The sequence below is a fragment of the Anaeromassilibacillus senegalensis genome (assembly GCF_001261775.1).
Lineage (GTDB): Bacteria > Bacillota > Clostridia > Oscillospirales > Acutalibacteraceae > Anaeromassilibacillus > Anaeromassilibacillus senegalensis.
The window spans coordinates 826,938-852,350 of sequence record NZ_LN868537.1 but is presented as its reverse complement, the minus strand read 5'-3'; the positions used below and the strand labels follow the sequence as shown (position 1 = coordinate 852,350).

Below are 25,413 nucleotides of genomic sequence, written 5' to 3'. Positions count from 1 at the left end.
CCTTGTGTTCCCGTCAATAAATTTCCCAGAAAAACGCACTGTAGGGCGGCAGCTGGCTTCCACCGCCAAAGTCATGCGTTTCGCCGGTGATCAAATCTCTGGCGCGCCCGGCATTGGCATTGAAATGTGCGTCGCAGGCTTCGCTGTCCGCGTTGATGGCGACCAGAACCCGCTGTCCCTCAAAGCTGCGCTCGAAAATAAATTGCTTGTTGGTGAGCAGGATGGAATGGAAATCGCCGTAGCACAGAGCCTTGCTGTCCTTGTGCGCCTTGGCGCATTTGGCGATCCATTCGGTCAATTCGTTGCTTTCCGGCGTTTCAAAGCAGGGGCGGAGGGAATCGTCGCTGCCGTGTTCCTTTTTGCCTTCTGCGCCCCACTCGCTGCCGTAATAGATGCAGGGGATGCCCGGCATACCGAACAACAGGGCGTAAATGAGGGGAAGGTGCTCTTTGGTGGTGAGATTACTCGCAATGCGCGCCACATCGTGGTTGTCGACAAAGTTGAGCAGATGTTTTCCCTTGTAAAGCGTCCAGTTTTCCGGGCCGAACTGACGCAGCAGGGAATGGCCGATTTCAAACAGATTCATGGAATTCAAACTGGAAAACAGCCCTTTATAGCATTCATAATTGGTCGCACTGTGAAGCATCTGATCATTCATGATCTGGGTATAATCGCCTCCCAGAATTTCTCCAACCAGGAAGAATTCCGACTTCAATGTATCGCAGAAGCCGCGCAGGCGGCGCAGAAAATCACGGTCCACACAGTAGGCGACGTCGAGGCGCAGGCCATCGATGTCGAATTCATCCACCCAGCCGCGGATGCAGGAGAACAGGTGCTCAATCACGGCTTCGTTGCGCAGATTGAGCTTTACCAGTTCGTAGTGGCCTTCCCAGCCCTCGTACCAAAGCCCGTCGTTATAGCCGTCGTTTCCGCCAAAATTGATGTGGAACCAGTCCTTGTAAGGGGACTGCTCCCGGTTTTTTAAAACGTCCTGGAAGGCCCAGAATCCGCGGCCAACGTGGTTGAATACGCCGTCCAGCACAACTTTGATTCCGTTTTTGTGCAGTTCCCCGCATACTTCGGCAAAGTCCTCGTTGGAGCCCAGGCGGCAGTCCAGCTTGCGGTAATCGCGCGTATCATAGCCGTGTGCATCGGAATCAAAGATCGGCGAAAAGTAGATGGCGTCCGCGCCGCAGTCCTTTATATGCGGAATCCAATCCGCGACTTTCCGAATGCGCGGCTCTAAAACGCCGTCATTCTGACGGGGCGCGCCGCAGAACCCCAGAGGATATATTTGATAAAAGACACTTTCATAAGCCCACATGGTAAAAACCCCATTCTCCGCTGTTTAAAATTGTTGCAAAGACAAAACCTGGCTAACAGCGGTTAGCCGGCTATTTGTCTACTTTCTCTTTCCAATCCAAAGAAATAAGAAAGAGTTATGTTGCTATTATACAATAAATGTGCAGATTTGTCACGTAAAATCCAAAGCCTATCTTTTGCACATTCTTTATAAATATTCCAGTATGACGCGGTAGGCATCCACCAGGTCCGGGTAGGAATAGTGGCGGCAGTTTGCCGGGCTGGTGGATGGCAGCGCGATGGCGGAGAGCTGGGTGGACGGAAAACAGAGCCGTTTATAAAGTGCGGCGGCTTTTGTTCCGGTGGTAAAAACCTTGCGGATACCGGTTTCCCGCAAGAGTCCGGCGATGTCGTTGGCAACAGGCTCACGGATGCTGGCGTCATCCGCGCCCTCGATGGAGCAGCTTTGCAGCACGTCCCACAGGGCGATGTGATGGCTGAGACAAAGCCGGCGCTTTTCTTCATTGGAGGAAGGAACCGGCGTTTGCAGCAGCTCCGCAAGCACGCGCCAAAAACGGTTTTGCGGATGGGAATAGAAAAAACCGTATTCCCGGCTTTTGGGGGAGGGCATTGTCCCCAGAATCAGGATGTTCGATGTGGTATCGTAGACAGGACCGATGGTATGCTGTACAAATTCCGGCATGCGGCGGCTCCTTTCATTTCAAGATATGCTTTTTGACGTAAACCAGAAGCGCTTCTTTTTGGTTAAAGCAGCGTTTTTCGATCACGGCTTCCAGCAGCGATTGCAGCGCTTTGCCGACGGATTGTCCCTCAGGAACGCCGATTGCAAGCAAATCCTTGCCGCCGACCGCCAAATCCTTCAGCTGGAAACACTGCTTGTCCGCCAGAATTTTTTCCAGGACAAATTCTTCCCGGCGAATCATCTCCATGCGTACGGCGGCAGCAGCGGAATGCGCGACGGTATCGGCCCGGTTCACCTGTAACAGCATGCGGAAGAGCGGCTCTCCCAGCCGGTTCAGCCAGCGTTTGACGCGTACCTCGTCGTCTGTTATGGAAATATCATGGTAGCGGACCAGTGCCGTTACCGTCTGGACGGTTTGCCTGCTGAAGCGCAGGCGTTCCAGTATTTTTTCTGCAAGATCAGCGCCCAGCTTTTGATGCCCATAAAAATGACCGATCCCTTTTGCGTCCATGGAAAAGCACAGGGGTTTGCCAATGTCATGCAGCAGCATGGCCAGCCGCAATTCCGGAACAGGCTCGACGGCGGAGACCGCGTGAATGGTGTGTTCCCACACATCGTAAATATGGTAGGGACTGTGTTGGTTCAGCCCTGCCATCGGCTGGATTTCCGGAATAAAGACGGCAATAACTTCCCTGTATTTGCGGAGGATGCGTTCTGCATTGCGCCCGCAAAGCAGCCTGCTGAACTCCGCCTGGATGCGTTCCGCAGAAATTTGCCGCAAAAGCTCTTTTTGTTGGTAGATTGCATAAGCGGTTTTCTTTTCAATGGTAAAGCCGAGCGTCGCGGCAAAGCGGAGCGCACGCAAAATGCGGAGCGCATCCTCCTGAAAACGCTGCTCTGGAATTCCCACACAGCGCAGTGTGCGGCTGTGCAGGTCGTGCAATCCGTTAAAATGGTCCTCCAAGCCGATGGCGGGAGAATAGGCGAGCGCGTTGACAGTGAAATCCCGACGAGCCAGGTCCTCTCGCAGGCTGCGGGAAAAGAAAACGGCATCTGGATGCCGTCCGTCTGAATAGGCACCGTCGATCCGGTAGGTAGTGATTTCAACCGGCATATCGTCGGTCAGAACCGTGACGGTGCCATGCTTTAACCCTGTGGTCAAAATGCGGTAACCGGGCAATGCATTGACCACTTCGTCCGGCATGGCGGAGGTGGTGATATCCCAGTCATTTGGATACAGGCCGAGAAAACTGTCCCGGACACAACCGCCTACAATATATGCCTCAAACCCCTGCTCTTGCAGCAGACGGAGCAAAATAAGAACCTGCTGCGGAGGGTGGATCGGGTGGGGAAGTCTGCCGATACCGGAACGCTTCTTGGTGGAAGGCATCGCTTCACCTCAATTTCTTCTTAAATAAAACAAAAGACCCATATGTATCTGAACACAATGACAGCTGTTTGTATATAGGGCTTACAGTCCATGGAATACTCGTTTCTATATTATACCTGAATTTCCGGATAATTCAATTGGGAGTTGTCAATTGCAGTACAGTGAAAAGGTTTGCTCATCGTTTTGAGGTTTTCGCTTTAAGATGATATGAAAAAAGCGTGGCAGAAGAAGAATCAGCTGAAAAGGTTGGCTCAAAACACATTTTTAAATATTCTCTGATTATCCTTTCCATATGAGACAGGCTGTGCTATTATAAGATAAAAGTAACATGTAAATAGATAGAGTGATGTTAATGCAGGAAAGAATAGGGGAGTAGGCTCATGAATCGGGCTGGTAAAAAGATCGGGTTGGTGCTGATGGCGCTTCTTCTTTTATTCGGCGCCGGCTGTGCGTCGGGTCCCGCGGAGGCGACAGAATCGGACGCGTATATTGCATCCGTGGATTTGGGCATTGAAGATATTGAAGAGGAGGCGGTAGCGCTGGCAAAAGCGCCGGCGATTCCAAACAATACAATGCCGAAGGCCTCCGGTTCGCTGGTGAAAAAGAGCGAGAAAGCAGAGATCGACTATTCCAATACAGCCGACGGGTATGTGATGGCGCGATACGCCGCAGCTAGCAGTAAGAAACTCAAAGCGCAGGTCAAAGGCCCCAGCGGAACTGCGTATACATACAATTTGACGGCGGGAGCCGACTATGCGACTTTTCCCTTGTCCGACGGCAACGGCAGTTATAAGGTAACGGTGTTTGAAAATATTTCCGGAACCAGCTATGCAACGGTCGTATCCGTTACGTTTACGGCTGCGCTGAAGGATGAATTTGCCCCGTTTCTGCTGCCGAATCAGTATGTGAATTATACGCCGGACAGCCAGGTGGTTAAAAAGGCGGCGGAACTGACGGGAAGCGAGAATGATCCGCTGAAAAAAGTGCAGACAATTTACGACTATGTGGTTAAGAACATCACGTATGATGATCAAAAAGCGGCTTCTGTACAGAGCGGATACCTGCCGGTTCTGGATACGGTTTTGTCGGAGAAAAAAGGAATTTGTTTTGACTACGCCGCGGTGATGGCCGCCATGCTCCGCAGCCAGAATGTACCTACGAAACTGGTGGTGGGATACAGCGGCAGCATTTACCACGCCTGGATCAATGTGTATTCCAAGGAAACCGGTTGGGTTGAAGGAGTCGTCTATTTTGATGGGACCTCCTGGAAGCTGATGGATCCGACTTTCGCTTCCAGTGGGAAGCAGAGTAAAAAGATTATGGAATATATTGGAAACGATGCCAACTACAGCGCGAAATATATTTATTAAAAGCGAAGGAAAAACATTGATAAAATGGACTTGTACTTTGGTGCAGGTTCATTTTTTATGAGGCGGTTGTATGATGAGAAAAATAATTTTGTCCAATGAAGCGCTTTCAGACTTTTGCATGGAGCTTTCCCTGCTGATTCGGGCGGGTGTTGGAACAGCCGACGCGTTGTGCCTGCTGGCGGAAGAAAGCGACGGCGCAAGCGCTGCGTTGCTGGCCGAACTAGCCGCGCAGGCGGAGGGCGGGGAACAGCTGTCCGCCATTTTGGAGGGCGCGGAGATGTTTCCGGCTTATCTGGTGGAAATGGTCCGGGTTGGGGAGCAGTCCGGAAGGCTGGAAGAGGTGTTTGAGGGCTTGGCCAACCATTATGAGGCGCAGGGAAAGCTTGGCCGGCAAATTCGGAACGCTCTTTTATATCCATCCATACTGGCGCTTTTGATGTTGGTTGTGCTGGTCGTATTGTTGGCAAAGGTATTACCGGTGTTCGATCAGGTTTTTGCACAGATGGGGACAGGACTGACAGGCTTAGGCGGCGGGCTTTTACAGTTGGGAGTGGTATTAAACGCCTGCATGCCGGCACTGTGCGTCGTGCTGGCCCTGGCGGTTTCAATTGTGGCGGCCTTTACGGCGAGTGCATCTCTGCGCATGTCGTTTCTAAGTTGGTGGAACCGGCACCATGGAGAAAAGGGACTGTCCAGAAAGATTGCCACGGCCCGGTTTGCCTCCGCCTTGTCGATGGGGTTGCGGAGCGGTTTGTCCATGGAGCAAGCTTTGGAAACGGCGGCGCCCTTTGCCGGGGATACGGCTGGCGCGATGGAACGGATGGAGAATTGCCGGAACCGGTTGTTTGCCGGCGCCGGACTTGCTGAGGCGCTGCAAAAAAGTGATTTGATGCCCGCCGGTTCCTGCCGACTGCTGGCATTGGGGTTTCGCAGTGGTTCCGGCGATACAGTGATGGCGGAGATTGCCCGCAGGCTTGAAGAGGAAGCCGAAGAGAACATCGAAGAAACAGTGGGCCGGGTGGAGCCGGCTTTGGTCATTGTAACATCCTTGATGATCGGTGCGATTCTCCTGTCGGTCATGCTGCCGCTCATTCACATCATGTCCGCTCTATAATGCGGCGCAAGAGAGTATAAGAAGGTGGGGACGATATGAGGCGGCGCAGTGAATTCCAAGTGTGGAAGTTTCTTTTTCTTCCGGCACTCGTGCTGTGTGGGGTGCTGGCGCTCTTTACGGCGGTAGGGAATCTGCAGGATGGGCAGAGCACTGAGGCGCGGAAGCAGCTGGAAAACAGCCTGCGGCGTGCAGCTGTGACCTGCTATACAACAGAGGGAGCCTATCCTCCCACGTTGGAGGAATTGCAGCGGCGTTATGGAATCCAAATCGATTCCGAACGATTTGCCGTGTTTTATGAGATTTTTGCGGATAACCAAATGCCGGAAATTACGGTAGTGCCGCTTCAATGAAAGGTGTATCATGAGGAATCAAAGAAGACAGGGTCATATAGAAAGTTTGGTTGTGCTGCTTCTTTTTACCGTGTTTGCCGCGACCCTGCTGCTGGTGCTTTTTGCCGGTGCAAACAGTTATCGCAGGGTGGCGGAGCGGGGCTCCGACAGTTACAACCGGCGTATCTGCGCGCAGTATATCGCGGCCAAAGTGCGCCACGGCGACCGGGAGGGCGCGGTTTTTGTCGGAGGTTTTTCGGAACCGAACCATAACGACGGCATATCCACGCTGTATTTGCGACAGGAGATTGAGGGTACAACCTATGATACCCGCATTTACTGGTATGACGGCGCGGTCAGGGAACTGTTTGCGGAAACGAATGGAACATTTGCCCCCCAGGATGGGACCGAGGTACTGCAAACTTCCACATTGGAATTTCATCAAGAAGAAAACATTCTGACCGTTGAAACAGGGACGGAGACGTTGGTTCTCTCCCTGCGCAGCGGAAGGGAGGTGGCGTCGTGAACCGGAGCCGCGTGACATTGGTTCTGATGGAACAGGTACTGATGCTGCTTGCGTTTGCCTTGGCGGCGGCGCTTTGTGTACAGACGTTTATGTATGCCAGCCGTCAGTCCATCTACAATGAGGAACGGGATCAGGCGGTCCAAATGGCGCAGACTGCCGCAGAGATCATGAAGTCCACGGGAGACAGTGCGGAGCAAGCGCAGCTTGCGGCTGCGGAGCGCATGGGCGGGCAGGTCCTTCAGGGGGATTGGCAGGTATTCTATGACCCGGAATGGCGGGAAGTGCCCAGCGGAATGCCATTCCGCTATTGCCTGCGGGTGGTTGCAGAGCCTACCGGTTTAGAGGGCTTTTGTAAAGCCAACGTGCAGGTGGTTGCCGGTGCAGGGGAGAACGGTACCCAGGAAATCCTGTTCCAGTTGACGGCGGCCTGGCAGGAGGTGAGCGCGCATGCATCGTAAACGGCGTACTGCGCCGCCTTTTGTCGCAGGGGGAAGTTCTTTATTGGTCATCTTCGCGGTATTGTGCCTGACGACATTTGCCCTGCTGGTTTTATCCACCGTGCAGGCGGATACGCGCCTGTCGGACGCTTCCGTGCAGGCGGTAGCGGAGTACTATGCGGCCGATGCGGAAGCGGAGGAGATTTTTGCCCATCTGCGGGCGGGCGAAAGTCCAGAGGGCGTGACCCGGGAGGGGAACTGTTACCGCTATACCTGTCAGGTATCCGATACACAGGAGTTGCAGGTGACTCTGCAAAAAGAAACGGATACCTGGACGGTCCTCCGTTGGCAGGAGGTATCCACAGCCGACTGGACGCCGGATGAAAGTCTGTCTGTCTGGGAAGGCGAATAAGGAGGAAACAACCGTATGGCATTGTTGGAATATTTACAGCGTGGGGTAACGGATGGGGCTTCAGACCTTTTTATTGTAGCCGGGGGATTCATAAGCTATAAAATTGATGGAAAGATTCTTCCAATGGAGCAGGAACGCCTTCTGCCGCAGAAGACCGAATCTTTGATCCGTGAAATATATACAATGGCAAACAGAAATATAGAGGACTACTTATTGCAGGGAGACGACGACTTTTCCTTTGCCCAACCTGGATTGGCCCGCTTTCGTGTCAGCGCCTTCCGCCAGAGAGGATCTCTCGCGGCGGTGATCCGGGTGGTGGCGTTTGATATCCCGGATTATAAAAAGTTGGGCATTTCCGATGAGGTCATGTCTGTGGCGAATTTAACGCACGGATTGGTCTTGATCTCCGGTACGGCGGGCAGCGGTAAATCGACTACGCAGGCCTGCGTCATTGACCGCATCAATCACACGCGTGCCGCCCATATCATCACCCTGGAAGACCCCATTGAGTTTTTACACCGGGATTGCCGGAGTATTGTCAGCCAGCGGGAAATTGCCATTGATACGGCGGATTATCTCTCCGCACTGCGGGCCTGCCTGCGGCAGGCGCCGGACGTAATTCTATTGGGAGAAATGCGGGATTATGAAACCATCCGCACCGCCATGACGGCGGCGGAGACAGGGCATCTGGTCATTGCAACCCTGCATACAAAAGGCGCGGTAAACACGATTGACCGCATTATCGACAGCTTTTCGTCTGATCAACAGGATCAGGTGCGCGTACAGCTGAGTATGGTGCTGCACACGGCAATTTCTCAGCAGCTGATACCGGATAAGGACGGAGGTCTGCGGCCTGCGTTTGAAATTATGCATAACAATGCGGCCATCCGGAACATGATTCGGGAAAATAAGAGCTATCAAATTGACAACGTCATACAAACGTCCGGAAGCCAGGGCATGGTGAGCATGGATCAATCCATATTTCGACTTTGGCAGCAGGGCGTGATTCATGCAGACACTGCTCTGGAGCATGCCAATGGAACAGAGCAGATGCAGCGCCGGATCGCGTCTGGAAAATAGGCGGCAAAAATGGCGGAAGGCGGCTTATTGGTAAACAATAAGCCGCTTTTTTATATGCTGAAGGATTTTAAAATGGTACATGAATGGTATAAAATGGTTTAAGTATGAATAAGTGAAGAACAATTTTCGAAAATATTTAAACGAACTTTATCAGGGATTTTTCCAGTATCAGAAATAAAAAGTAAATTATGTTGTATAATACGGGTTAATAATGAAAAAAATTAGAACATTTTCAGACTTTTTAAAGGAATCAAAAGTCTGAATTTCTATGGTTAACTATGCAAAAAGCCAAAGTCGGAAAACAGGCCGAAAGGGTTTCCGATTGTTAACAAAGACAGTTTAGAAAAAAGTCTGCGGCTAAATGAACGTCTGGGGGAGATTTTGTGAATGAGATGAATGCAATCCGTTGGGAAAGATTTTCTTTGGAGGAAATACCTGGGATGGCATGCGTATGCTGTTTACAGCAGGATGGGAGCTTGGTTTTAATAAAGGCAAATAAGCGCTATCGGGAACTGCTGGGACATGAATACCAAGGTTTGGAACCGGTATGGAAGGGCCTTACGGATACAAAGCGAAATCAATTGCGTGTAAGTCTGCTGCGTTCCACCTCAAGAAGAAGTGAGTTTCAATATGCGGGAAATGCGGTTTGTTTTGATGGAATCACCCGTTGCTTATCAATTTCCGCAATGATTTTGGAACGCTCCGCGGAGCAAGTGATTTTTTTTGGCATAGTGGAAGATGTCACAAAATTGCCGCTGTACAAAGAATTGCCTGCTGATGAAGAAGGAGAGGCTGTTTGCCACAATATACAAAAATTGGATCGTCCGTTCAACATGTTTCCCTTGGGAGTGGCACGGATTTGTCTGGAACGGCAGGGCCAGGTACGCATTTGCAGCGCAAATCCCGCTTTTTTCCGAATGGTTGGCTACGTGGAAGAGGAATTTTATAACTCATGTGAAAATGATTTAAACCGTTTGTCCGTGTATCCGGAGGAATTTTCAAAAACAATTCAGCTGCGAGAGAAAGATTTCTACTGGATATTCCGTGGAAAAAACAATCGGATTGGTTCTCTTGCTGTACATATGTCCCCGGCTTCAGAAGACGAACAAGAATGGTATCTGATTTTAAACGATAACGAACAGATTGTAGCCGCTGAGTTGGAAAAAAAGCGTCTGGCCTATTTTCGGGAGGTATTCAGCCGCTATGATGTCGGCGGCATTCTGATCCGCCATGCGGAAACGCTGGAGCCGTTGCTGATCTCGTCCAATATTCCCTTGCTGTTGGGGTACAGCACAAATGAATTTCAGGCGCTTCTCCGCTCCGGCTATCAAAATCTGTTGGCGCCGGAAGATGGAGTACGCATACACAGTCTGGGCATGTCTGTTCACCTTCCCGTGCCGGAATATGAGCTGGAGTATCGCGTGCGCAAAAAGGATGGGACTTACCTGTGGGTCAGCGACCACACGAAGCTGGACCGATACTATGACGGAACATTAATTTACTTCAGCATTTTGTTGGACATCACAAAGCGCAAGGAAGATGAGATGCGTTTAAGAGCCAAAGAGGAAGAATTTTGGTTGGCGATTGACCAGAGCGATAAAATATTGTGCCGGTATGATCTTGCAGCGAAGCGTCTGGAGATAGCAGGGCGGTCTGCAGAGCGTTTGGGTATGCCGAATGTAATAGAAGATGTGCCGCAGAGCATTCTCTCTCTGGGAAGACTGACTCCGGAAAGTGCAGAGCGCTATCAGGCTTTTCATACGGAGCTTCAGAAGGGGCGGCCCAACGGGGAGACTGTGCTGCAATGGAAGGTTAAGGATGGAAGTTACCGGTGGTTTTCGGTGCGTTACACAACGATTTATGCCGAGGATAAAACAGCGGTTTCTGCGGTTGGAACGTTGGAAGATATTACCGACCGCCATGAGAAAGAAAAAAAGCTGGACCGGCTGTGCCAGGAACAGGAGTTGCTGCGGATCATTGCCACTCACAGTGGGCGGACCATCTTCAAATTTGACCTGGTCGAGCGCATGGCATATCTGGATGACCAAACGGCAGAACGATTTGGGCTGATGACGGCAATACGTATCCGGGATGAGCACGACCTGCATTTGGAACAGGTGGCAAAAGAAAGCCAGGAAGCATACATAGCGCTCTACCAGTCGATCCTGCAGGGAGATGCTGCCGGCAGCGCGCGGGTTTGCAGAAAAGATGCCATGAACAAATTTTCTTGGTATCAGGTGGACTTTACCTTGGTAAAGGATGCCGGCGGTCAGCCGTCTTATGCTATAATTTCTTATGAGGACATAAATGACCGCTATGCGCTGGACTTGGCTAATTGCCAGTTTTTGCAGTATTTTGAAGGTTTTGCATCCGATCAGTATAGTTATTATGTATTTAATCTCACGAGAGACCGCTGCGACCAGGAAAAGGGGCTGCTTATGCGTTCCATTTGCGGTAAAAGTGACGGAACGTTGGATGGAGTGGTTCAGCGCACTGTGGAGCGGTGTATTTCCCCTCAGTCGGAAGCGGAATATCGAAAGTTTAACAATCGGTTCCGCTTGCTTCAGGCGTATGCGGACGGCAAAAAGGGGGAAGAACTGGAATTTTTGGCGATATTGGACGGACGGGAGGTATGGGTCCGGGAAAACGTCCGGATGTTTCAGGATCCTTATTCCGCGGATGTGCGCGGTGTATTCCATATTACCAATATTGACGCGGAGAAACGGCAGCTGCTTTCACTCCGGCGGCGGGCTGAACGGGATTTTTTAACCGGCCTGTTAAATCGCTATGCGTTTTGCGACCAGGTAAATCGGATCAATGAAAATACAGAAATGTATCATGCGTTTTTGATGCTGAACCTTGACCATTTTAAAGCCGTTAACGATGTTCATGGGCGTTTGGAGGGAGACCGGCTTTTGACGAACCTCAGCCAGGTAATGGGCGCGATGCTTCGCTCTTATGATTTGCTCGCCCGGCTGGAGGGGGACAATTTCCTGATTTATCTGACCAATATTCCGGACGCATCCCTGGTCATGCGCCGGGCGGATTCCATCTGTAAAGCGGTCCGGAACCGGTACGCAGAAAAAATAGGTGTGACGGTCAGTATTGGTGTGGCTTTGTTCCCACAGGATGGCAGGACATTCGACGAGCTCTATGCACTCGCGGACAAGGGGCTGTGTGCGGCGAAAAATAATGGCGGCGACGGCTTTATTCATGTGGAGCGCGAAACCAATGCGCCAAGTGAGGAGCATCTGGCGACCGAAGAAGAGCCGAAGGAAGCAAAGCGGGTTTTTGTCCGGACTTTTGGATATTTTGATTTGTTTGTCGATAACGAACCGCTTTCGTTCAGTTCTGCAAAGGCGAAGGAGCTGCTGGCAATCCTGGTGGACCGGCGGGGTGGCATTCTATCCTCCAGCGAGGCGGTAAGCTTGCTCTGGGAAGATGAACCTTTGAATAAAACTACCCTCAGCCGGTACCGTAAGGTAGCCTTGCGGTTGAAACAAAGTTTGGACAAGGCGGGGATCGGGGACATTCTGCTGTCCCGAAACGACGGGCGATGTGTGGATATTTCTCACTTTACCTGCGATTACTACCTCTATTTGGAGGGGGCTGATACTGGGCGGGGACTTTTCCGTGGAAGCTACATGAACAATTACAGTTGGGGAGAAACGACGCTTGCTGCCCTTGAAGCAGCGCAAAATTGAGATAAAATAAAGCTACAAGATATAATCTGGTTAAAAATGACAAAAAATAGTCATTTTTAACCAGATTTTTTTATAGTTGTTTTTCTGATTTGGCACGGAATTGGAACGCCGAAGGAACGTCTTTGGAATGCACGCTATGTATACTTAAAACAGAAAATTTCACACAAGAAAACCGTGCCTCATGTAAAACAAGCGGCTCAAAAGCCGTTTTTTACCGGTAAAATACTATACTTGTCCAAAACAGTATAGAATGGCTCTTTTAAATGATCAGACCTGCTATCTTCATAATTAGAAGAAATCCGATAGAATAAGAAGGTTGTCATATGACGGAAAAAGAAATCAGAAGCCTGAGTAAAACAGAGCTGTTGACCATTATACGCGACCAGGAAGCGGAGCTTGCACAGACGCAGACACAAATTGCCGATTTACAAGCGCAATTGTTTGCGAGAAAGATAGCAGTTGAAGAATGTGGCTCGCTGGCGGAAGCCGCACTTAAGTTAAACGAAGTCTTTCAGGCCGCGCAGGCGGCTGCGGATCAATATCTGTTTAATGTACAGGAACGTGAAAACGCCGTCAAGGAGCAAATGGAAAAGCAGGAAGCAGACGCTGCGCTGCAAATGGAACTGCGCCTTAAAGATTTGGAAGCACGTTGCCGTATGCTGGAAGAGGAGTCCCAAAAGAAAGCGAATGCATACTGGGAAGAGCTGCAAGCCCGATTGGAGGACTTTTACCAAAGCCATGCGGGACTGAAAGCGATACTGTCTGCGTCAGGCATTCAAGTCGTTATTCCAGCACCGGATTTAACATTTTTGCAGCAGAAGACGAATCAAGCAATAGAAAAGGATATTGAATATGACAAAGCAGAAGCTGGAACGGCCAACGTTGGACCAGTTGAACAAGGAACTGCAGCGAAGGAGCCGTAAAAGAGACTATTCGCGCACCATGCGCGGGACTTTATACATTCTGATAACGGTTGCAGCTGTGGCTGTGCTGATTGCAACGATCTTCTTACCAATTCTTCAGGTTTACGGCAGCAGCATGGAGCCGACTCTGGAAAACGGAGAGTTGGTTCTGGCGACTAAAATGGGAGAGTTTCACCGCGGCGAGGTGGTGGCGTTCTATTATAATAATAAAATATTACTCAAACGGGTCATTGCCCTGCAGGGCGACCAGATTGTGATCCGTGAGGACGGTACGGTTTTGGTCAATGGAGACGAGCTGGATGAACCGTATCTTTTTGAAAAAAGCCTGGGGGAGTGCGACATCGAATTTCCCTACCAGGTTCCGGATAATCGGATTTTTGTTATGGGAGACCACCGGTCGACTTCGGTCGACAGCCGGTCGTCGGCAATCGGTTGTATTTCCGATGAGTTTGTGGTCGGAAAGGTGTGGTTCCGCTTCTGGCCGTTTGACCGGATAGGGGCGATTAACTAAGTTAAAAGAGTGGAGAAGGTGAAAGTGTTGCGCAATAAATTGATGGATCAAGTGGGAAGCTACCTGAAAAAGCATAAGAAAAAGAGGCGTGCGTACGCTGCGCTTTCACTGGCCTGTGTGATGATTGCTGCTTCTGTTTACGGTGCACTGAGTTTGCCCGCGATCAGTATGGCAAAAGCGCAGCCACAGATAGAAGCGGTGCAGACAGTAGCTACATTGGGAGAAACGCTGGAAACCCACATGACGGCGGAAGCTCCGGAAGGGAAAGAACCGTTTGTGTTTGTACTGCGTACGTTGAGCAACGGCGGCGGCTTGTCCCAAGAATACGAATTTGACGAGCAGGAAACCTGCGAGATAGAAGCGGAAGATGGAAGCGCACTGGTTTTGAACCGCGATTGGCAGGCAGAGGGAGAAGTCAACTACTGGTTTGTTTTGGAGCCCGGACAAACAACGGCATTTACTCTTATGTGTGAATCTGATAGTTGGACGGAACCAAACAATGCGGAGGAAGGCGATATGCCGCTGGAAGAAACGCCGGAGGCGCCCGCCGAATCATCTTCAGAGGAAAGCAGCGCGGCTGCGCAGGAGGCCGATCGTTCTCCGCAGGAGGAATTGCAGCCGGAGCAAACAGAAGAGAACGAAGATTCCCAGGAAGGCCTCTTTGCAAACATATTCCAGCCTGCATATGCACTGGATGATGAAATGTCTGAGGATGTCCTGGTAGAAGAGCCTGAGGTAAACGGGAAACAGAAAGATGAAGACCATGTAGATGAATTTGCATCCGCACAGGAGCAGGAGGAAACGTCTTCCGAAGTGGAATTGGACAAAGAAACTGTTTCTGCTGAAGAAACTGCATCTTCTGATTTGAAAGAAGATGGTACATTGGAAGAGGAACGTTCCTCTTCCGTCAGTTCCGAGGCATCGGCGGATGAAGCCGGTACAGAGAATTTCGCAGAAGAGAAGAACCTTTCCTCTAATACGACTCTGGAGGACAGTGACCCGGACCGATTAGAATTCGTGGCCCGGGATGGAGAGGATCAGTTCCTGCAGTTCTATTGTGCAATGGCAGACAATTATGAGAAAGCACTGCACACAGCGGCGAGAAGTACCGCCGCATTGGAACTGACCTGGAAAGAGACACTGGAAGAGCGGACGCTCACAGCGGTGACGGACAGCGGCGTGACTGTGGCCATGACCGGCACGGAGGACGCGTTCCCGGCAGGCGATCTCGTTCTGAAAGTGGAAGAATTGCCGTTGCAGGAGGAAGGGCCTAATGCACCGGCGCCGGAAGCCTTAGATGCTCTGGACAGGGCGGTGGAAGCGGACGAAATGCAGCCGATTGAGCGGCGCTTATTTGACATCAAGCTACTTCTGGATGATGAGGAAGTAGAACCGCTCAAACCGGTAACGGTTACCTTTTCGGATTTAATAGAGACAGAGACGGGAAGTACGCGCGCAAAGGTGTACCATGTAGACGAGGAAGCGAAAAGTGCCACCGATATGGAAACCTGGATGCGGGAAGACGGGTCGGTTGTAATGAGCACGGACCACTTCTCCATTTACAGTGTGGTGTTGGTAGAGGCGGGAAGCCATTCGATTACGGTGGAGCACCTTCTGGACCAGTTTGGTGTTACCGGTCAGTTTGCTGTATTTGCCAACGAGATGGAAGCTCAGGGGCGTATGGAGGGCGTAATTGCGGTAAAGAACCTGACGTTAAACGAAGGGTTTGTGATCGGTACTGCCAGAAACGGCGGGCAGGCTGATTCCGAAAAATTGACGCTCGTTGTTACAAATCAGATAGAGGGAACCGCGCCGGATCATACAACGTATTCCTTTGGCGTATATGAAGCGGACGCTTCGGAGAATGCCAAACCGGTACAGACCTTCGATATTATCGGCGCCGATTCTGAGTCTGTGAGCTTATCCCCCGGGGATTACCGGGTCTTTGAGCTGGATGAAAGCGGTAGTCGAATTCAGCAAGGACAGGGAGACGGTTTTACCGTTTCTTACGATGCGCTGAATTTAAACGGCGGTTTGAACGGTGGTGCGGGTTACGACAACAAAACCAGCTATATAGACAGCTTTACCATTGGAACCAGCGGCCAAATGAATATAGACGGCGGCGGTGCCCTGTATGTGGGTGAAGAAAATGCCATAGAAGACAGGATAATCACGACCTCCAAAGGAGATAAGCTCACCGTACAAAATGTGGAGACAATCAGCAAGCCTACCAACATGGATTGGGAGGCAAACTTTAAGCGGCTGGAAGCGCTTTCCAGAGAATTGGCTTCCTGTACGACCGATTATGACCGTGCTGACCTGGCAACGCCGGGGGTGCGTTTCCTGAACGTAAAAGTTCCCGCAGATGGAGTCATTACAAAGCAACTGATCGCGAACAGCATCGGAGAAAGCGACCAGAACCTGAACAGCGGCATTCCATTGGGAGAAGAACAGTATCTGGTGGTCAATCTGGATTGTTCAGCGGTAAGGGGAGGCAGTGTTGTTCTTCCCGAAGTAGGACCCAACAGTAACAATGCGGAGGGATGGAAACCAGAGTATTGCCGCATGATCTGGAATGTGGTCAATAACGGAGATTGCTACAATGGTACGGTCAGTATGCAGGACGCGGCGGCTGGCGTTATCCTGGTTCCAAAGGGGACAGTCAATCAGAACGCGACCCTTGGAGGTTCCATCCTGGCGAATAAAGCGATTCGGAGCACCCAGGAAATTCATCAGCATTCGGTCCGTGTGAACAGCCAGGCGCGAACCGTTATAACGAACACTTACAGAGGAATTACAAAAGAGCTGATCCTGGAAACAACAGATTCCAGTGGGAATGCCTTGCGCGGCGTGGCTTTTGAGCTATATGCGGCTGACGAGAGTTGGGAAAAGCCAAGTTCGGTTCCGATGCAGTCCCAAACCTCTGATGCATCGGGTAGAGTTGTTTTCAGCAATCTGCAACTGGGTAAGTACCTGCTGTTTGAATCCAAAACGGCGGATGGCTTTATATTGCCCGCCGAGCCTTGGAAAGTGCAGGTTACCGAAAGCGGCCTAACCCTGAATGGGGAAGTCCCACCGGAGAACGACACATTTCCCATCATAAATCGAAAGGGTGGGCAAACGGCTAATGTATCCGTCGCCAAGGAATGGGTCGGAAATAACGGAAATCACCCGGAAAACCTCAAGGTCTGGCTGGTAAAAAACGGGGTGCGTATAGAGCCGCCAGTCACACTGAACAGCCGCAATGCATGGAAATACACCTGGAATAACCTTCCGCTGGACAAAAACGGCGAACAGATTTCCTATACGGTGGAAGAAGAAGCGGTGGAAGGCTATGAAGCGGTGATCAACCGGACAGAGGAAATGGAGCATGCGGCAGTCTGGCAGGAAGTATCTGGTTTTACGAACGGTGGAACCTACCGGCTGGTATTCAACTCCAACGGAAAAGCGTTAGGTTACTCAGGCAGCAGTTCCAATTTAACTACCTACACAGTGAATGATCAGTTGGGAGTACGCGCGGAGTGGACGGCGGCTGCCAAAGGAAGCGGATTTAAGCTGACTAACGTAGACAGTCACAGGGACTTAGCGCTGTATAAATACTATGGGTACTATTATATCTATGCTGCGACACAAAACAGTTCAAGCACAATTAGCAGCGTTTTTTCCAGCGATTCTTATGGTCGTCTTTATGCATTGAATGGAAATTCAAAATATTACATGAACAGTATCCCAAACAGTAATTCAGCGAATACGACGACTGCTGCGAAAAATGGCTGCACCTTTACGTTTTATGAACAGCAGGAAAAAGAAGTCCTCAATGTGGACTATACCATCACGAATACAAAAGAGGCGATCATCCCGGATAAGATGGGCCTGGAGCACAATAAAACCATTGATGCCCTGCGGGACGGCCAAAACAACCCGGATACCACGCTGGATGACGGCACAGCAAATCTCACGGACCTCTATCGTCTATATTTAAATGTAAAGGCAGGAATGATCGGTTCACCGGCAGACGTTGTGTTGGTGCTGGACAATTCCAACAGTATGCAGACCAGAGATATGGGCGGCAATACCCGCGCTAAAGTAGTTGTGGATAATGCGAAATGGCTCGCGGGAAAGGTCTTGGACAGCGACCCACGGAATAACGTCAGCGTCGTGGGATACTCCGGTTCGTGGAAGGGGCTGACAACTGAAAACGGGGCAACCTCAAACGAGCTGTATAGCTCCGGCACGGAAGATGCCTGGTGTAAAACTGGATGGAGCAAAGATTATCAAACGTTGGAGAGCAATGATCTGAAACCTTTGCTCAAAGATATTCTTAAAGAGCAGGGCGTCAGCAATAGTTCAGGAAGCGGTACAAATATCATGCAGGCGTTGCGCAAAGCAGGAAATCTGCTGGATGAATCTGAAAGCAAACGTCCGGATGTACACCGTTACGTGATTTTTATCAGTGATGGATTTCCGACCTATTATTACCTCAGTCCAGATACAGACGGGGTCTCTGACGAGAAAGATTATTATGGCAGACTGAATTATCAGCCCAGCGGTTCAAACAGGATTTATTTTACACCTGGAAATTATAATATGCCCGGTGCTTTTGACAGCGGTTATTTTCAGGGACGGTTTGGAACTGGTACGAGCAGCTCAGGCAATTACGCTAAGCAGCCGACGGTTAACTATGCAGAATCCTTACGTAAAAAGCATGACGATGCAGTTTTCTATTCTTTGGGCGTGGGCAGTACAAAGGATACGCAGAGTCCTTTAATGGAAGGAACCCTAAAACAGATTGCGACCAGCAGTGAACATTATTTTGTGGCCAATGATACAGGGGCGATAGAAGACGCCTTCCACAGTATCATGTACGGTAAGCCAGTGAGCTACGCTGCGATTACAGACCGCCTGAGCCAATATGTAAACTGGTACGGCGAACAGCCGGATGTGTTGGTTACGATGCGAAAGGCCGACGGTACGGTGGTGCCCCTCTGGCGGGGAACCGGTCCGGGAACGCAGGGAACCATAGGGGCGGCGCTACCCGGCAATCGGGTGACGCAGGATGATGGTACAAAAATCTCTGTGGTTCAAACCGTGACGTATACCCCCACGCCGGGAACGGCGGATACCACCACAGGCACAGTGCAGGTTGTATTTGACCCAAACTATGAGCTGCAAAACGACTGTACCTACACGCTGTCCTTTAACGTTAAGACCACCCAAACGGCTTACAACGAATACGCGGATAACCTGAAAAATGGATTGGATGGGTACGGCGATATGAGGGGCGATGCATATACCGATTATAGCAACAGCCGCTATGACAATGAAACCAGCTCAAAAAAACCGGGGTTCCATTCCAACCAATCTGCTGAAGTGAAGTATGTAGCAGATGGAGAGAGCTACAAGGAGCCTTACGATCATCCGGTGATACAGGTCGTGGGATGCAGCCTGATGATCCGGAAGACCGATTTGATGGATCAGGGGAAACTGCTGCCCGGCGCGGCGTTTGATCTTTACCGTGCGGCAAATCAAGGGAGTGCAAGCGCCGGGCCGATTCCCGGTGCGGACAATACATATGGGATCAAAGTAAATGAAACCCCGCTGATAACAGACCAAGATGGGGTGATTACGGTACGCAGCCTTGCGCCGGGGGAGTTTTACCTGGTTGAGACCAAAGCGCCGACGGGTTACCAGCTTTTAAACAAGCCTGTTCACTTCCTCCTCAAACCGGATGGAGTGGATGTCCAGGGCAACGGTGCGGCGCAATCCATGGCGCAGGCGATTCTCCCGGTGGAAGACGGCATACCAGGCATCCAGATTATGAACACGGATGGTTACAATTTGCCCAAGACGGGCGGTGCAGGTACGGCCCTGTATACCGCTTTGGGACTGCTGCTGATCACAGCGGCAAGCGCCATATATTTGATGAAACGGTTTGGTGAAAGGAGGAACATGTAAATCCTCCACACAGAATCATGTCGTATGAAACAAGAACGTTTAATTTTATGAAGAGCAACAAGTAAAAGAAAGAGAGGAATTATTATGAAAAAGCATTTTAGACACCTTTCCGCATTGGCACTGGCACTGATTATGGTGATTTCCCTGTGTGTCCCGGCTATGGCGACCAGTGAGGGTAAGGGCGCCCTCAAGACGATTACACCTGCTTCCACGGCTACCATTGTCGTGGGTGTGGCGGATCCCACGAACGAAGCTGCCAACGGCGGCGATAATCTTCTGGCTTATCAGGTGGTATCCATCACCTATAACGACGTCAACAATACACTGGGCTATACGTTCAGCGAGGTATTCCAGAGTTTCCTGAAGAGTGAGCAGGGGACGACTTGGGCGGGCCTGACCGCTGAGAAGTACTGCGACATGAGTGAAGATGAAATTAAGCCGCTTTTGGGTGCGTTCTCCGCTTACATTAAAGCGCAGGATCCTAAGCCGAACGCTACCAATACAGCTGTTGCAGACGATCAGGGTGTTGCGACTTTTGAAACGATGCCTATGGGCCAATACATCATCCTGGGCGACGGTGCTTCCACCGGTGCAAAGATTTATCAGACCGTTACGGCAGAAATAGAGCCCGAGGTCAAAAATGTGAATGGAAAAGATGTATACCAGATTTATCAAGAATATTCTGTGAAAATGAAGACCTCTACTCCCAGCGTTGGCAAGGAAATCACAGAAGGCACGGTGACCGACGAAGCGATCACCACTGGCAAGCAGGAAGGCGACAAGCACGACAAACATCAGCAGACCGCCAGCATCGGCGATACCGTTTCCTACAAGCTGACTATCGCGGTCCCCACCTATCCGGCAGGCGCTACCAACAAGACCTTCTATGCGGGCGATACATTGAGCAATGGCCTGAAGTTTACTGCTGATTCCATTGTTGTCAAAGGCCATACAACCAATCCCGACAATGCAGTTGTTCTGGATGGTGCGGCCTATACGGCAGACGTCGCGGGCGTTGCCGGGAACGGCGGTACTTTCTATGTGGATTTTGCCTATGATGAAATTGCAAAGTATGATTTTGTAACAGTCGAATATAAGGCAGTGATCACTTCTGAAGCGGCGATCGGCACCGGTCTTGGCAACCCCAATGATGTGGATCTGATCTACAGCAACTCTCCGTTTGACGGGAATGGCTGGAAACCCGGCGAAGACCGTCCCGGCGACAAACCCGGCTACGGCAAAGACGAGGACAAGGAAATTGTATACACCTATGCACTGGTCATCGACAAGTTTGAAGAGAAAAACGAAGGCGAAAAGCTTGCCGGAGCACAGTTTGAAATCTATACAGACAAGGCCTGCACAAAGCCGGTTAAGGACAGTGAAGGCAATAAGGTGACGCTGATTACCGATGCGAATGGTGCAGCAAAATATGCAGGTTTGGAAAAAGGCACCTATTATCTAAAAGAAACGGTGGCTCCGACCGGATATAATTTGATGAATGAGCCGGTTACAATCACAATTGATGCGAACAACATTCCTTATACAACCACAGAGCACCAAACCGTTACACATTATACCTATACAACAGAGGTTAAAGGCGAACAGGCCAAGATCAACGGCGTGCCGGTTTGGATGAACAGCAATGGTGAAGTTATGACCGCTTTTGAAAATGATCCAAGACCCGAAGGCTTTGCCCCGGCTTATGTAGAGGCGGAAAGCACCACGGTAGAGGATGTAGTCAAGGTAGAGGCAGGCACGCCCGGCTCCGGTTACTATAAAGCTGGCATTGCCAACAGCACCGGAATGAACCTGCCCAGCACCGGCGGCGTCGGTACCACTTTGTTCTATGTAATCGGCGGCTGCCTGATGCTCGGCGCAGTTGTCCTGATGATCACAAAGCGCCGCATGAGAGGCAGCGAGCAGGCGTAAAGCATCCAATATTTCAAAAGTTGTGTTGGGAGGGAAGGTCCTTTCAGCTGCCCCGGTAAGACGTAAAAAATACATTTGCAAAAATTTATTCTGTATAAAAATCATGGTAAATGATTTACCCCATTAGAAACGACCGCCGGCATGTTCTTTGCAGAATTGCGCAGAAGATGTCCGGCGGCAGGGAGAGCGCCGGGAAACATTTGTTTTATCCCTGCGTTCTCCCTGCCGCCGTATGTATGTGCAGGCAATTTTTTGAAATGATATGGGAAGATTCGGATGAAAAAGAAAAAATGGTCTACAATATTGCTGCTCGTCATTTTTTTGATCGGGCTGGGCGTGCTGTCCTATCCGACTGTCAGCAATTATATCAATCAGTTCAGCGCGACACATGCAATTGCCAGTTACGATAAAGCGCTTAACACGATGACAGAGGATGAATATGATGCAATCTTGGAATCGGCCCAATCGTATAACCATACGTCTGGGGTTGGAAAGTTCTTGAACGGGGAGCCGGTCGACGACAACTATCTTTCGCAGCTCAATGTTACCGGTGATGGCATGATGGGATATGTCGAAATCAAAAAGCTCGGTGTTTCGCTGCCGATCTATCATGGTACATCTGAACGGATTTTACAGCACAGTGCCGGTCATTTGGAAGGGTCGTCCCTGCCAATCGGCGGAGAAGGCACCCATGCAGTTATTACCGGGCACAGAGGGCTTCCGACCGCCAAACTTTTTACGGACCTGGACCGTTTGGAACTAGGAGATACTTTCACAATTGCTGTCATGAATGAGGTACTGACCTATGAGGTGGACCAGATATCAATTGTAGAGCCGGAGGACGTCTCCAGGCTGGCGGTTGTTCCCGGGGAAGACCACGTGACGCTGGTTACCTGTACCCCCTATGCGGTCAACACACATCGTCTGCTGGTGCGGGGCGTGAGGACAAAGGGCGCTTCTGTATTGCGTGTTTCAGCGGATGCAGTACAGGTTGATCCCCTGTTGGTCGCGCCGGTTGTGGCAGCTCCCATCCTTCTTGTTTTACTGGGATGGTTATTGTTTAGCTCCGGGAAAAGGAAAAAAGTAAAAAAAGACGATCAAAACGATCAAAAGGGAGGTGGTTAACCATGAGAAGCAATCGAGTGCATTTGTTATTTAAACAGCTCTTTGCTTTTTTTCTGATGTTTACCTTGGTTTTCAGTATGCTGATCCCCGTTGCTTTCGCGGCTGGCCGAATTGACCTGGAACGGGAAACCACCTTATCGCTTCATTTTCGTTATAATAATACAGCGATTGCCGAAGCTCGTTTTCGGCTGTACCGCGTGGCGGACGTATCGGAAAGCGCGCGCTTTACCTTAAGCGGAGACTTTCAGGACTATAAGGTCAATTTGAATCATCTGGATGCCGATGGGTGGAATGCCGCGGGAAACACGCTTGCCGTTTATGCCGCGGCAGACCGTATCAATCCGCTTGCTGTGAGGAGCACAGACAGTTCCGGGCAGCTCTCCTTTGGCACACTAAACGTAGGACTCTACCTTGTAACAGCGGAAAGTAAAACCATAGGAAAAAAGACTTACCGCTGTGCGCCGTTTCTGGTATGTCTGCCCGGCCTGGAGAACGATACCTGGCAGTATACTGTGCGGGTTGAACCAAAATGTACAATGGAGTCCCAGCCGAACGGGGGAGGGGAGAGGCCAAAGCCCGATACAGAGGAGATCACTGTTTTAAAAGTGTGGGATGATGAAGGCCATCAGGAACAGCGTCCACAGAAAGTAGAAGTTTCGCTGCTTCAGGATGGAAGTGTTCATAGAACGGTCATTCTAAACGAGGAGAATTATTGGCGTTACACTTGGCGTGATTTGAGCAGCCAATACGACTGGACGGTTGTGGAACGCAATGTTCCGGACCCCTATTGGGTAACATATACGGAGAACGCTACCGTCCTGAAAATTACCAACACATATATGGAAAATATCTCGGATGAACCGCCGCCAGGCGGCGAAAAGCCGGATGAGACGGAGCCCACGATGGCGGAGGATATTCCAGATGATCCGGTGCCAACGGGCAAACTGCCGCAGACCGGATTGCTTTGGTGGCCGGTGCCTGTTTTGACCATTGTGGGACTAATGCTGTTCAGTATAGGTTGGTTCTGCTCCTTTAAAGGACAGGAGAGGTGAGAATGAAAAAGAAACACGGCGTTTTATTTATGATCGTTGGTGCTTTGCTGATTGTGAGTGCGCTTAGCCTGGCAATGAAGAGTTCCTATAATGGGCTGGCAAATACAGGGGAAACCACGGCGCTGGAGACCGTCAGTACGTATATGGAAGAGATTCCAAATAAAACTGCGTCCGGAGATACAGTGAATATCCCTGATTCTCCGGTGCCGAAGGATAAAGAGCCGTGGAGGGAAGGGTCCTGGTGGCCCATCCCTGTCATCACTGTCATGGGATTGACACTGTTTGGTACCGGCTGGTTCTGCTCGTTTAAAGGACGGGAGAGATGAGGATGAAAAGGAAACGAAGTGCAGTGCTCATGATTGCCGGAGTGCTCTTGATCGTAGGCGCCCTTGGATTGGCGATGTCAAATCTGTACGAAGAGCAGCGTGGCGAGGCATACGCGAGGCAGATTTCCAATGTACTGGAAGAGCGTGTCATTGCCCCGGTCGCGGTTACAGAGACGTCTCAAGCAGACGTTAAGACGATGCAAACAGTTTGTTTGGAGGGACAGGAATATATCGGAGTCATTGAGATTCCGTCTCTTTCACTGGAGCTTCCTATTCAAAAGGAATGCAGCGATGCGCAGTTAAAAGCGTCGCCCTGCCGCTACAGCGGTTCTTTTTTGAACGATTCCATGATTTTGGCGGGACATAATTACAAAAAACACTTTGGAAGCCTATCTGCCCTGCAAAGGGGAGACGAAGTCGTTTTTACAGATGTGACGGGTCAGATCTATTATTACGCAGTGATGGAGATTACCTCATTAGACGCGTATGACACAGAGGAAATGCAGTCTGGAGATTGGGATTTAACCTTGTTTACTTGTAATTTTGATGGCCAAAAACGCATTACGGTACGCTGTGAGCGTTTGGTCAGAGGCTGATTTTAACAGCAAATGGGTAGAAAGGAGGCTTGCAGATCGTGCAGCTGAATGCAAAAACGGATTACGCAATCCGCATCGTCATCTATCTTGCCGGGCACAGGGGAGTCACTTCTGCGCAGGATTTATCGAAAGCGGTAGGGATTCCAAAGCAATATGTCTTTAGTATTGTAAATGAGTTGCGTGGTGCGGGTATCGTTGCGTCTACGCGCGGCGTCAATGGCGGCTTTTATCTTGCAAAGGCTCCTGACAAGGTTACGCTTTGGGACATTGCGGAAATCACCGAAACCACGATGCAAATTGTCCATGTTGACGTGGATAGCTGTGTTTCTATGACAGTTATGCCGGAATACCGGCTTGTGGACGGCGTCTATCGGGCGCTTCAGCATCAGTTGGAAGCGATTTTAAAAATCGCCAGCATTGCGGAAATTCTGCGTTGTGCCGGGGGCAATCCCTGTTCTGGACTGTTGCAGGAGAGCCGGGCGCAGTGAAAAGAGAGAATGTTATAAAAAAGTACCCGCTAAATCCGTTTTTAATTGGATTTAGCGGGTTTTTATATGGTATGAAGCTTGTTTTGGATTGCTGGGAGTAAATCCACTTTTAAGATATGGGAAAAAGATGTTAGCGTTGCC

20 protein-coding genes and 1 pseudogene are annotated in these 25,413 nt (G+C 50.4%); 18 read left to right on the top strand and 3 right to left on the bottom strand.

The window, feature by feature from the left end; translation table 11 throughout:
• Positions 1-13 precede the first annotated feature (13 nt).
• From BN2106_RS09655 to BN2106_RS09645, 3 genes are all read right to left on the bottom strand, one after another.
• Positions 14-1,324 (bottom strand): alpha-amylase family glycosyl hydrolase, encoded by a 1,311-nt coding sequence (locus BN2106_RS09655; protein ID WP_050698329.1) that lies wholly within the window; start codon positions 1,322-1,324, stop codon positions 14-16.
• 186 nt (positions 1,325-1,510) lie between these two features.
• Complete coding sequence (locus BN2106_RS09650; protein WP_050698328.1) at positions 1,511-2,005, bottom strand: DNA-deoxyinosine glycosylase; 495 nt, start codon at positions 2,003-2,005, stop codon at positions 1,511-1,513.
• A 13-nt stretch (positions 2,006-2,018) separates the two neighbouring features.
• Positions 2,019-3,395 carry a CCA tRNA nucleotidyltransferase gene (locus BN2106_RS09645; RefSeq protein WP_074017479.1) on the bottom strand — a complete coding sequence of 459 codons (1,377 nt, stop codon included), beginning with the start codon at positions 3,393-3,395 and terminating at the stop codon, positions 2,019-2,021.
• 380 nt (positions 3,396-3,775) lie between these two features.
• Here BN2106_RS09645 and BN2106_RS09640 point away from each other — a divergent pair, with 380 nt between their 5' ends.
• The 18 genes and pseudogenes from BN2106_RS09640 to BN2106_RS09560 all read left to right on the top strand — a co-directional run bounded on the left by BN2106_RS09640 (position 3,776) and on the right by BN2106_RS09560 (position 25,272).
• Complete coding sequence (locus tag BN2106_RS09640) at positions 3,776-4,765, top strand: transglutaminase-like domain-containing protein (RefSeq protein ID WP_050698327.1); 990 nt, start codon at positions 3,776-3,778, stop codon at positions 4,763-4,765.
• Positions 4,766-4,835: 70 nt separating this feature from the next.
• Positions 4,836-5,879 carry a type II secretion system F family protein gene (locus BN2106_RS09635; protein WP_074017478.1) on the top strand — a complete coding sequence of 348 codons (1,044 nt, stop codon included), beginning with the start codon at positions 4,836-4,838 and terminating at the stop codon, positions 5,877-5,879.
• A gap of 35 nt (positions 5,880-5,914) precedes the next feature.
• Positions 5,915-6,229 (top strand): hypothetical protein, encoded by a 315-nt coding sequence (locus tag BN2106_RS09630; RefSeq protein ID WP_050698326.1) that lies wholly within the window; start codon positions 5,915-5,917, stop codon positions 6,227-6,229.
• Positions 6,230-6,281: 52 nt separating this feature from the next.
• Positions 6,282-6,734 carry a DUF4860 domain-containing protein gene (locus BN2106_RS09625; RefSeq protein ID WP_195891819.1) on the top strand — a complete coding sequence of 151 codons (453 nt, stop codon included), beginning with the start codon at positions 6,282-6,284 and terminating at the stop codon, positions 6,732-6,734.
• Positions 6,731-7,192, top strand: a complete 462-nt coding sequence (locus BN2106_RS09620; protein WP_050698324.1) for a hypothetical protein — start codon at positions 6,731-6,733, stop codon at positions 7,190-7,192. Before BN2106_RS09625 ends, BN2106_RS09620 begins: the two co-directional genes overlap by 4 nt.
• Entirely contained in the window at positions 7,182-7,583 is a 402-nt protein-coding gene (locus BN2106_RS09615; protein WP_154666473.1) for a hypothetical protein, read from the top strand. Before BN2106_RS09620 ends, BN2106_RS09615 begins: the two co-directional genes overlap by 11 nt.
• Before the next feature lie 15 nt (positions 7,584-7,598).
• The gene (locus BN2106_RS09610; protein WP_050698322.1) at positions 7,599-8,663 is read left to right on the top strand and encodes a type IV pilus twitching motility protein PilT; all 1,065 of its coding nucleotides are present in this window, start codon (positions 7,599-7,601) and stop codon (positions 8,661-8,663) included.
• A 392-nt stretch (positions 8,664-9,055) separates the two neighbouring features.
• A pseudogene (locus tag BN2106_RS16950) lies at positions 9,056-9,613 on the top strand (PAS domain-containing protein); the annotation flags it as partial.
• A gap of 132 nt (positions 9,614-9,745) precedes the next feature.
• Positions 9,746-12,367, top strand: a complete 2,622-nt coding sequence (locus tag BN2106_RS09605) for a diguanylate cyclase domain-containing protein (RefSeq protein WP_195891818.1) — start codon at positions 9,746-9,748, stop codon at positions 12,365-12,367.
• A 323-nt stretch (positions 12,368-12,690) separates the two neighbouring features.
• The gene (locus tag BN2106_RS09600; RefSeq protein ID WP_050698320.1) at positions 12,691-13,290 is read left to right on the top strand and encodes a hypothetical protein; all 600 of its coding nucleotides are present in this window, start codon (positions 12,691-12,693) and stop codon (positions 13,288-13,290) included.
• Positions 13,220-13,801, top strand: a complete 582-nt coding sequence (lepB, locus tag BN2106_RS09595) for a signal peptidase I (protein WP_050698319.1) — start codon at positions 13,220-13,222, stop codon at positions 13,799-13,801. The genes BN2106_RS09600 and lepB overlap by 71 nt, the downstream gene beginning before the upstream one ends.
• A 24-nt stretch (positions 13,802-13,825) precedes the next feature.
• Entirely contained in the window at positions 13,826-19,756 is a 5,931-nt protein-coding gene (locus BN2106_RS09590) for a DUF7604 domain-containing protein (RefSeq protein WP_207641712.1), read from the top strand.
• 84 nt (positions 19,757-19,840) lie between these two features.
• The gene (locus BN2106_RS16480) at positions 19,841-21,685 is read left to right on the top strand and encodes a SpaA isopeptide-forming pilin-related protein (RefSeq protein ID WP_050698317.1); all 1,845 of its coding nucleotides are present in this window, start codon (positions 19,841-19,843) and stop codon (positions 21,683-21,685) included.
• Between the two features lie 276 nt (positions 21,686-21,961).
• Positions 21,962-22,810, top strand: coding sequence for a class C sortase (locus BN2106_RS09580; RefSeq protein WP_050698316.1), 849 nt, complete (start codon positions 21,962-21,964; stop codon positions 22,808-22,810).
• 2 nt (positions 22,811-22,812) lie between these two features.
• Positions 22,813-23,862, top strand: coding sequence for a Cna B-type domain-containing protein (locus BN2106_RS09575; RefSeq protein ID WP_050698315.1), 1,050 nt, complete (start codon positions 22,813-22,815; stop codon positions 23,860-23,862).
• A 2-nt stretch (positions 23,863-23,864) separates the two neighbouring features.
• Positions 23,865-24,188, top strand: a complete 324-nt coding sequence (locus BN2106_RS09570) for a hypothetical protein (RefSeq protein ID WP_050698314.1) — start codon at positions 23,865-23,867, stop codon at positions 24,186-24,188.
• Between the two features lie 2 nt (positions 24,189-24,190).
• Positions 24,191-24,784, top strand: coding sequence for a sortase (locus BN2106_RS09565; RefSeq protein WP_050698313.1), 594 nt, complete (start codon positions 24,191-24,193; stop codon positions 24,782-24,784).
• A 38-nt stretch (positions 24,785-24,822) separates the two neighbouring features.
• Entirely contained in the window at positions 24,823-25,272 is a 450-nt protein-coding gene (locus BN2106_RS09560; RefSeq protein ID WP_195891817.1) for an RrF2 family transcriptional regulator, read from the top strand.
• Positions 25,273-25,413: the final 141 nt, after the last annotated feature.

Coding starts and splice junctions, on each gene's coding strand:
- BN2106_RS09635 (WP_074017478.1), top strand. CDS start 4,836: ATGATGAGAAAAATAATTTTGTCCAATGAAGCGCTTTCAGACTTTTGC.
- BN2106_RS09600 (WP_050698320.1), top strand. CDS start 12,691: ATGACGGAAAAAGAAATCAGAAGCCTGAGTAAAACAGAGCTGTTGACC.
- BN2106_RS09605 (WP_195891818.1), top strand. CDS start 9,746: ATGTCCCCGGCTTCAGAAGACGAACAAGAATGGTATCTGATTTTAAAC.
- BN2106_RS09575 (WP_050698315.1), top strand. CDS start 22,813: ATGAGAAGCAATCGAGTGCATTTGTTATTTAAACAGCTCTTTGCTTTT.
- BN2106_RS09565 (WP_050698313.1), top strand. CDS start 24,191: ATGAAAAGGAAACGAAGTGCAGTGCTCATGATTGCCGGAGTGCTCTTG.
- BN2106_RS09655 (WP_050698329.1), bottom strand. CDS start 1,324: ATGTGGGCTTATGAAAGTGTCTTTTATCAAATATATCCTCTGGGGTTC.
- BN2106_RS09630 (WP_050698326.1), top strand. CDS start 5,915: ATGAGGCGGCGCAGTGAATTCCAAGTGTGGAAGTTTCTTTTTCTTCCG.
- BN2106_RS09570 (WP_050698314.1), top strand. CDS start 23,865: ATGAAAAAGAAACACGGCGTTTTATTTATGATCGTTGGTGCTTTGCTG.
- lepB (WP_050698319.1), top strand. CDS start 13,220: ATGACAAAGCAGAAGCTGGAACGGCCAACGTTGGACCAGTTGAACAAG.
- BN2106_RS09580 (WP_050698316.1), top strand. CDS start 21,962: ATGAAAAAGAAAAAATGGTCTACAATATTGCTGCTCGTCATTTTTTTG.
- BN2106_RS09650 (WP_050698328.1), bottom strand. CDS start 2,005: ATGCCGGAATTTGTACAGCATACCATCGGTCCTGTCTACGATACCACA.
- BN2106_RS09615 (WP_154666473.1), top strand. CDS start 7,182: ATGCATCGTAAACGGCGTACTGCGCCGCCTTTTGTCGCAGGGGGAAGT.
- BN2106_RS09645 (WP_074017479.1), bottom strand. CDS start 3,395: ATGCCTTCCACCAAGAAGCGTTCCGGTATCGGCAGACTTCCCCACCCG.
- BN2106_RS09610 (WP_050698322.1), top strand. CDS start 7,599: ATGGCATTGTTGGAATATTTACAGCGTGGGGTAACGGATGGGGCTTCA.
- BN2106_RS09640 (WP_050698327.1), top strand. CDS start 3,776: ATGAATCGGGCTGGTAAAAAGATCGGGTTGGTGCTGATGGCGCTTCTT.
- BN2106_RS16480 (WP_050698317.1), top strand. CDS start 19,841: ATGAAAAAGCATTTTAGACACCTTTCCGCATTGGCACTGGCACTGATT.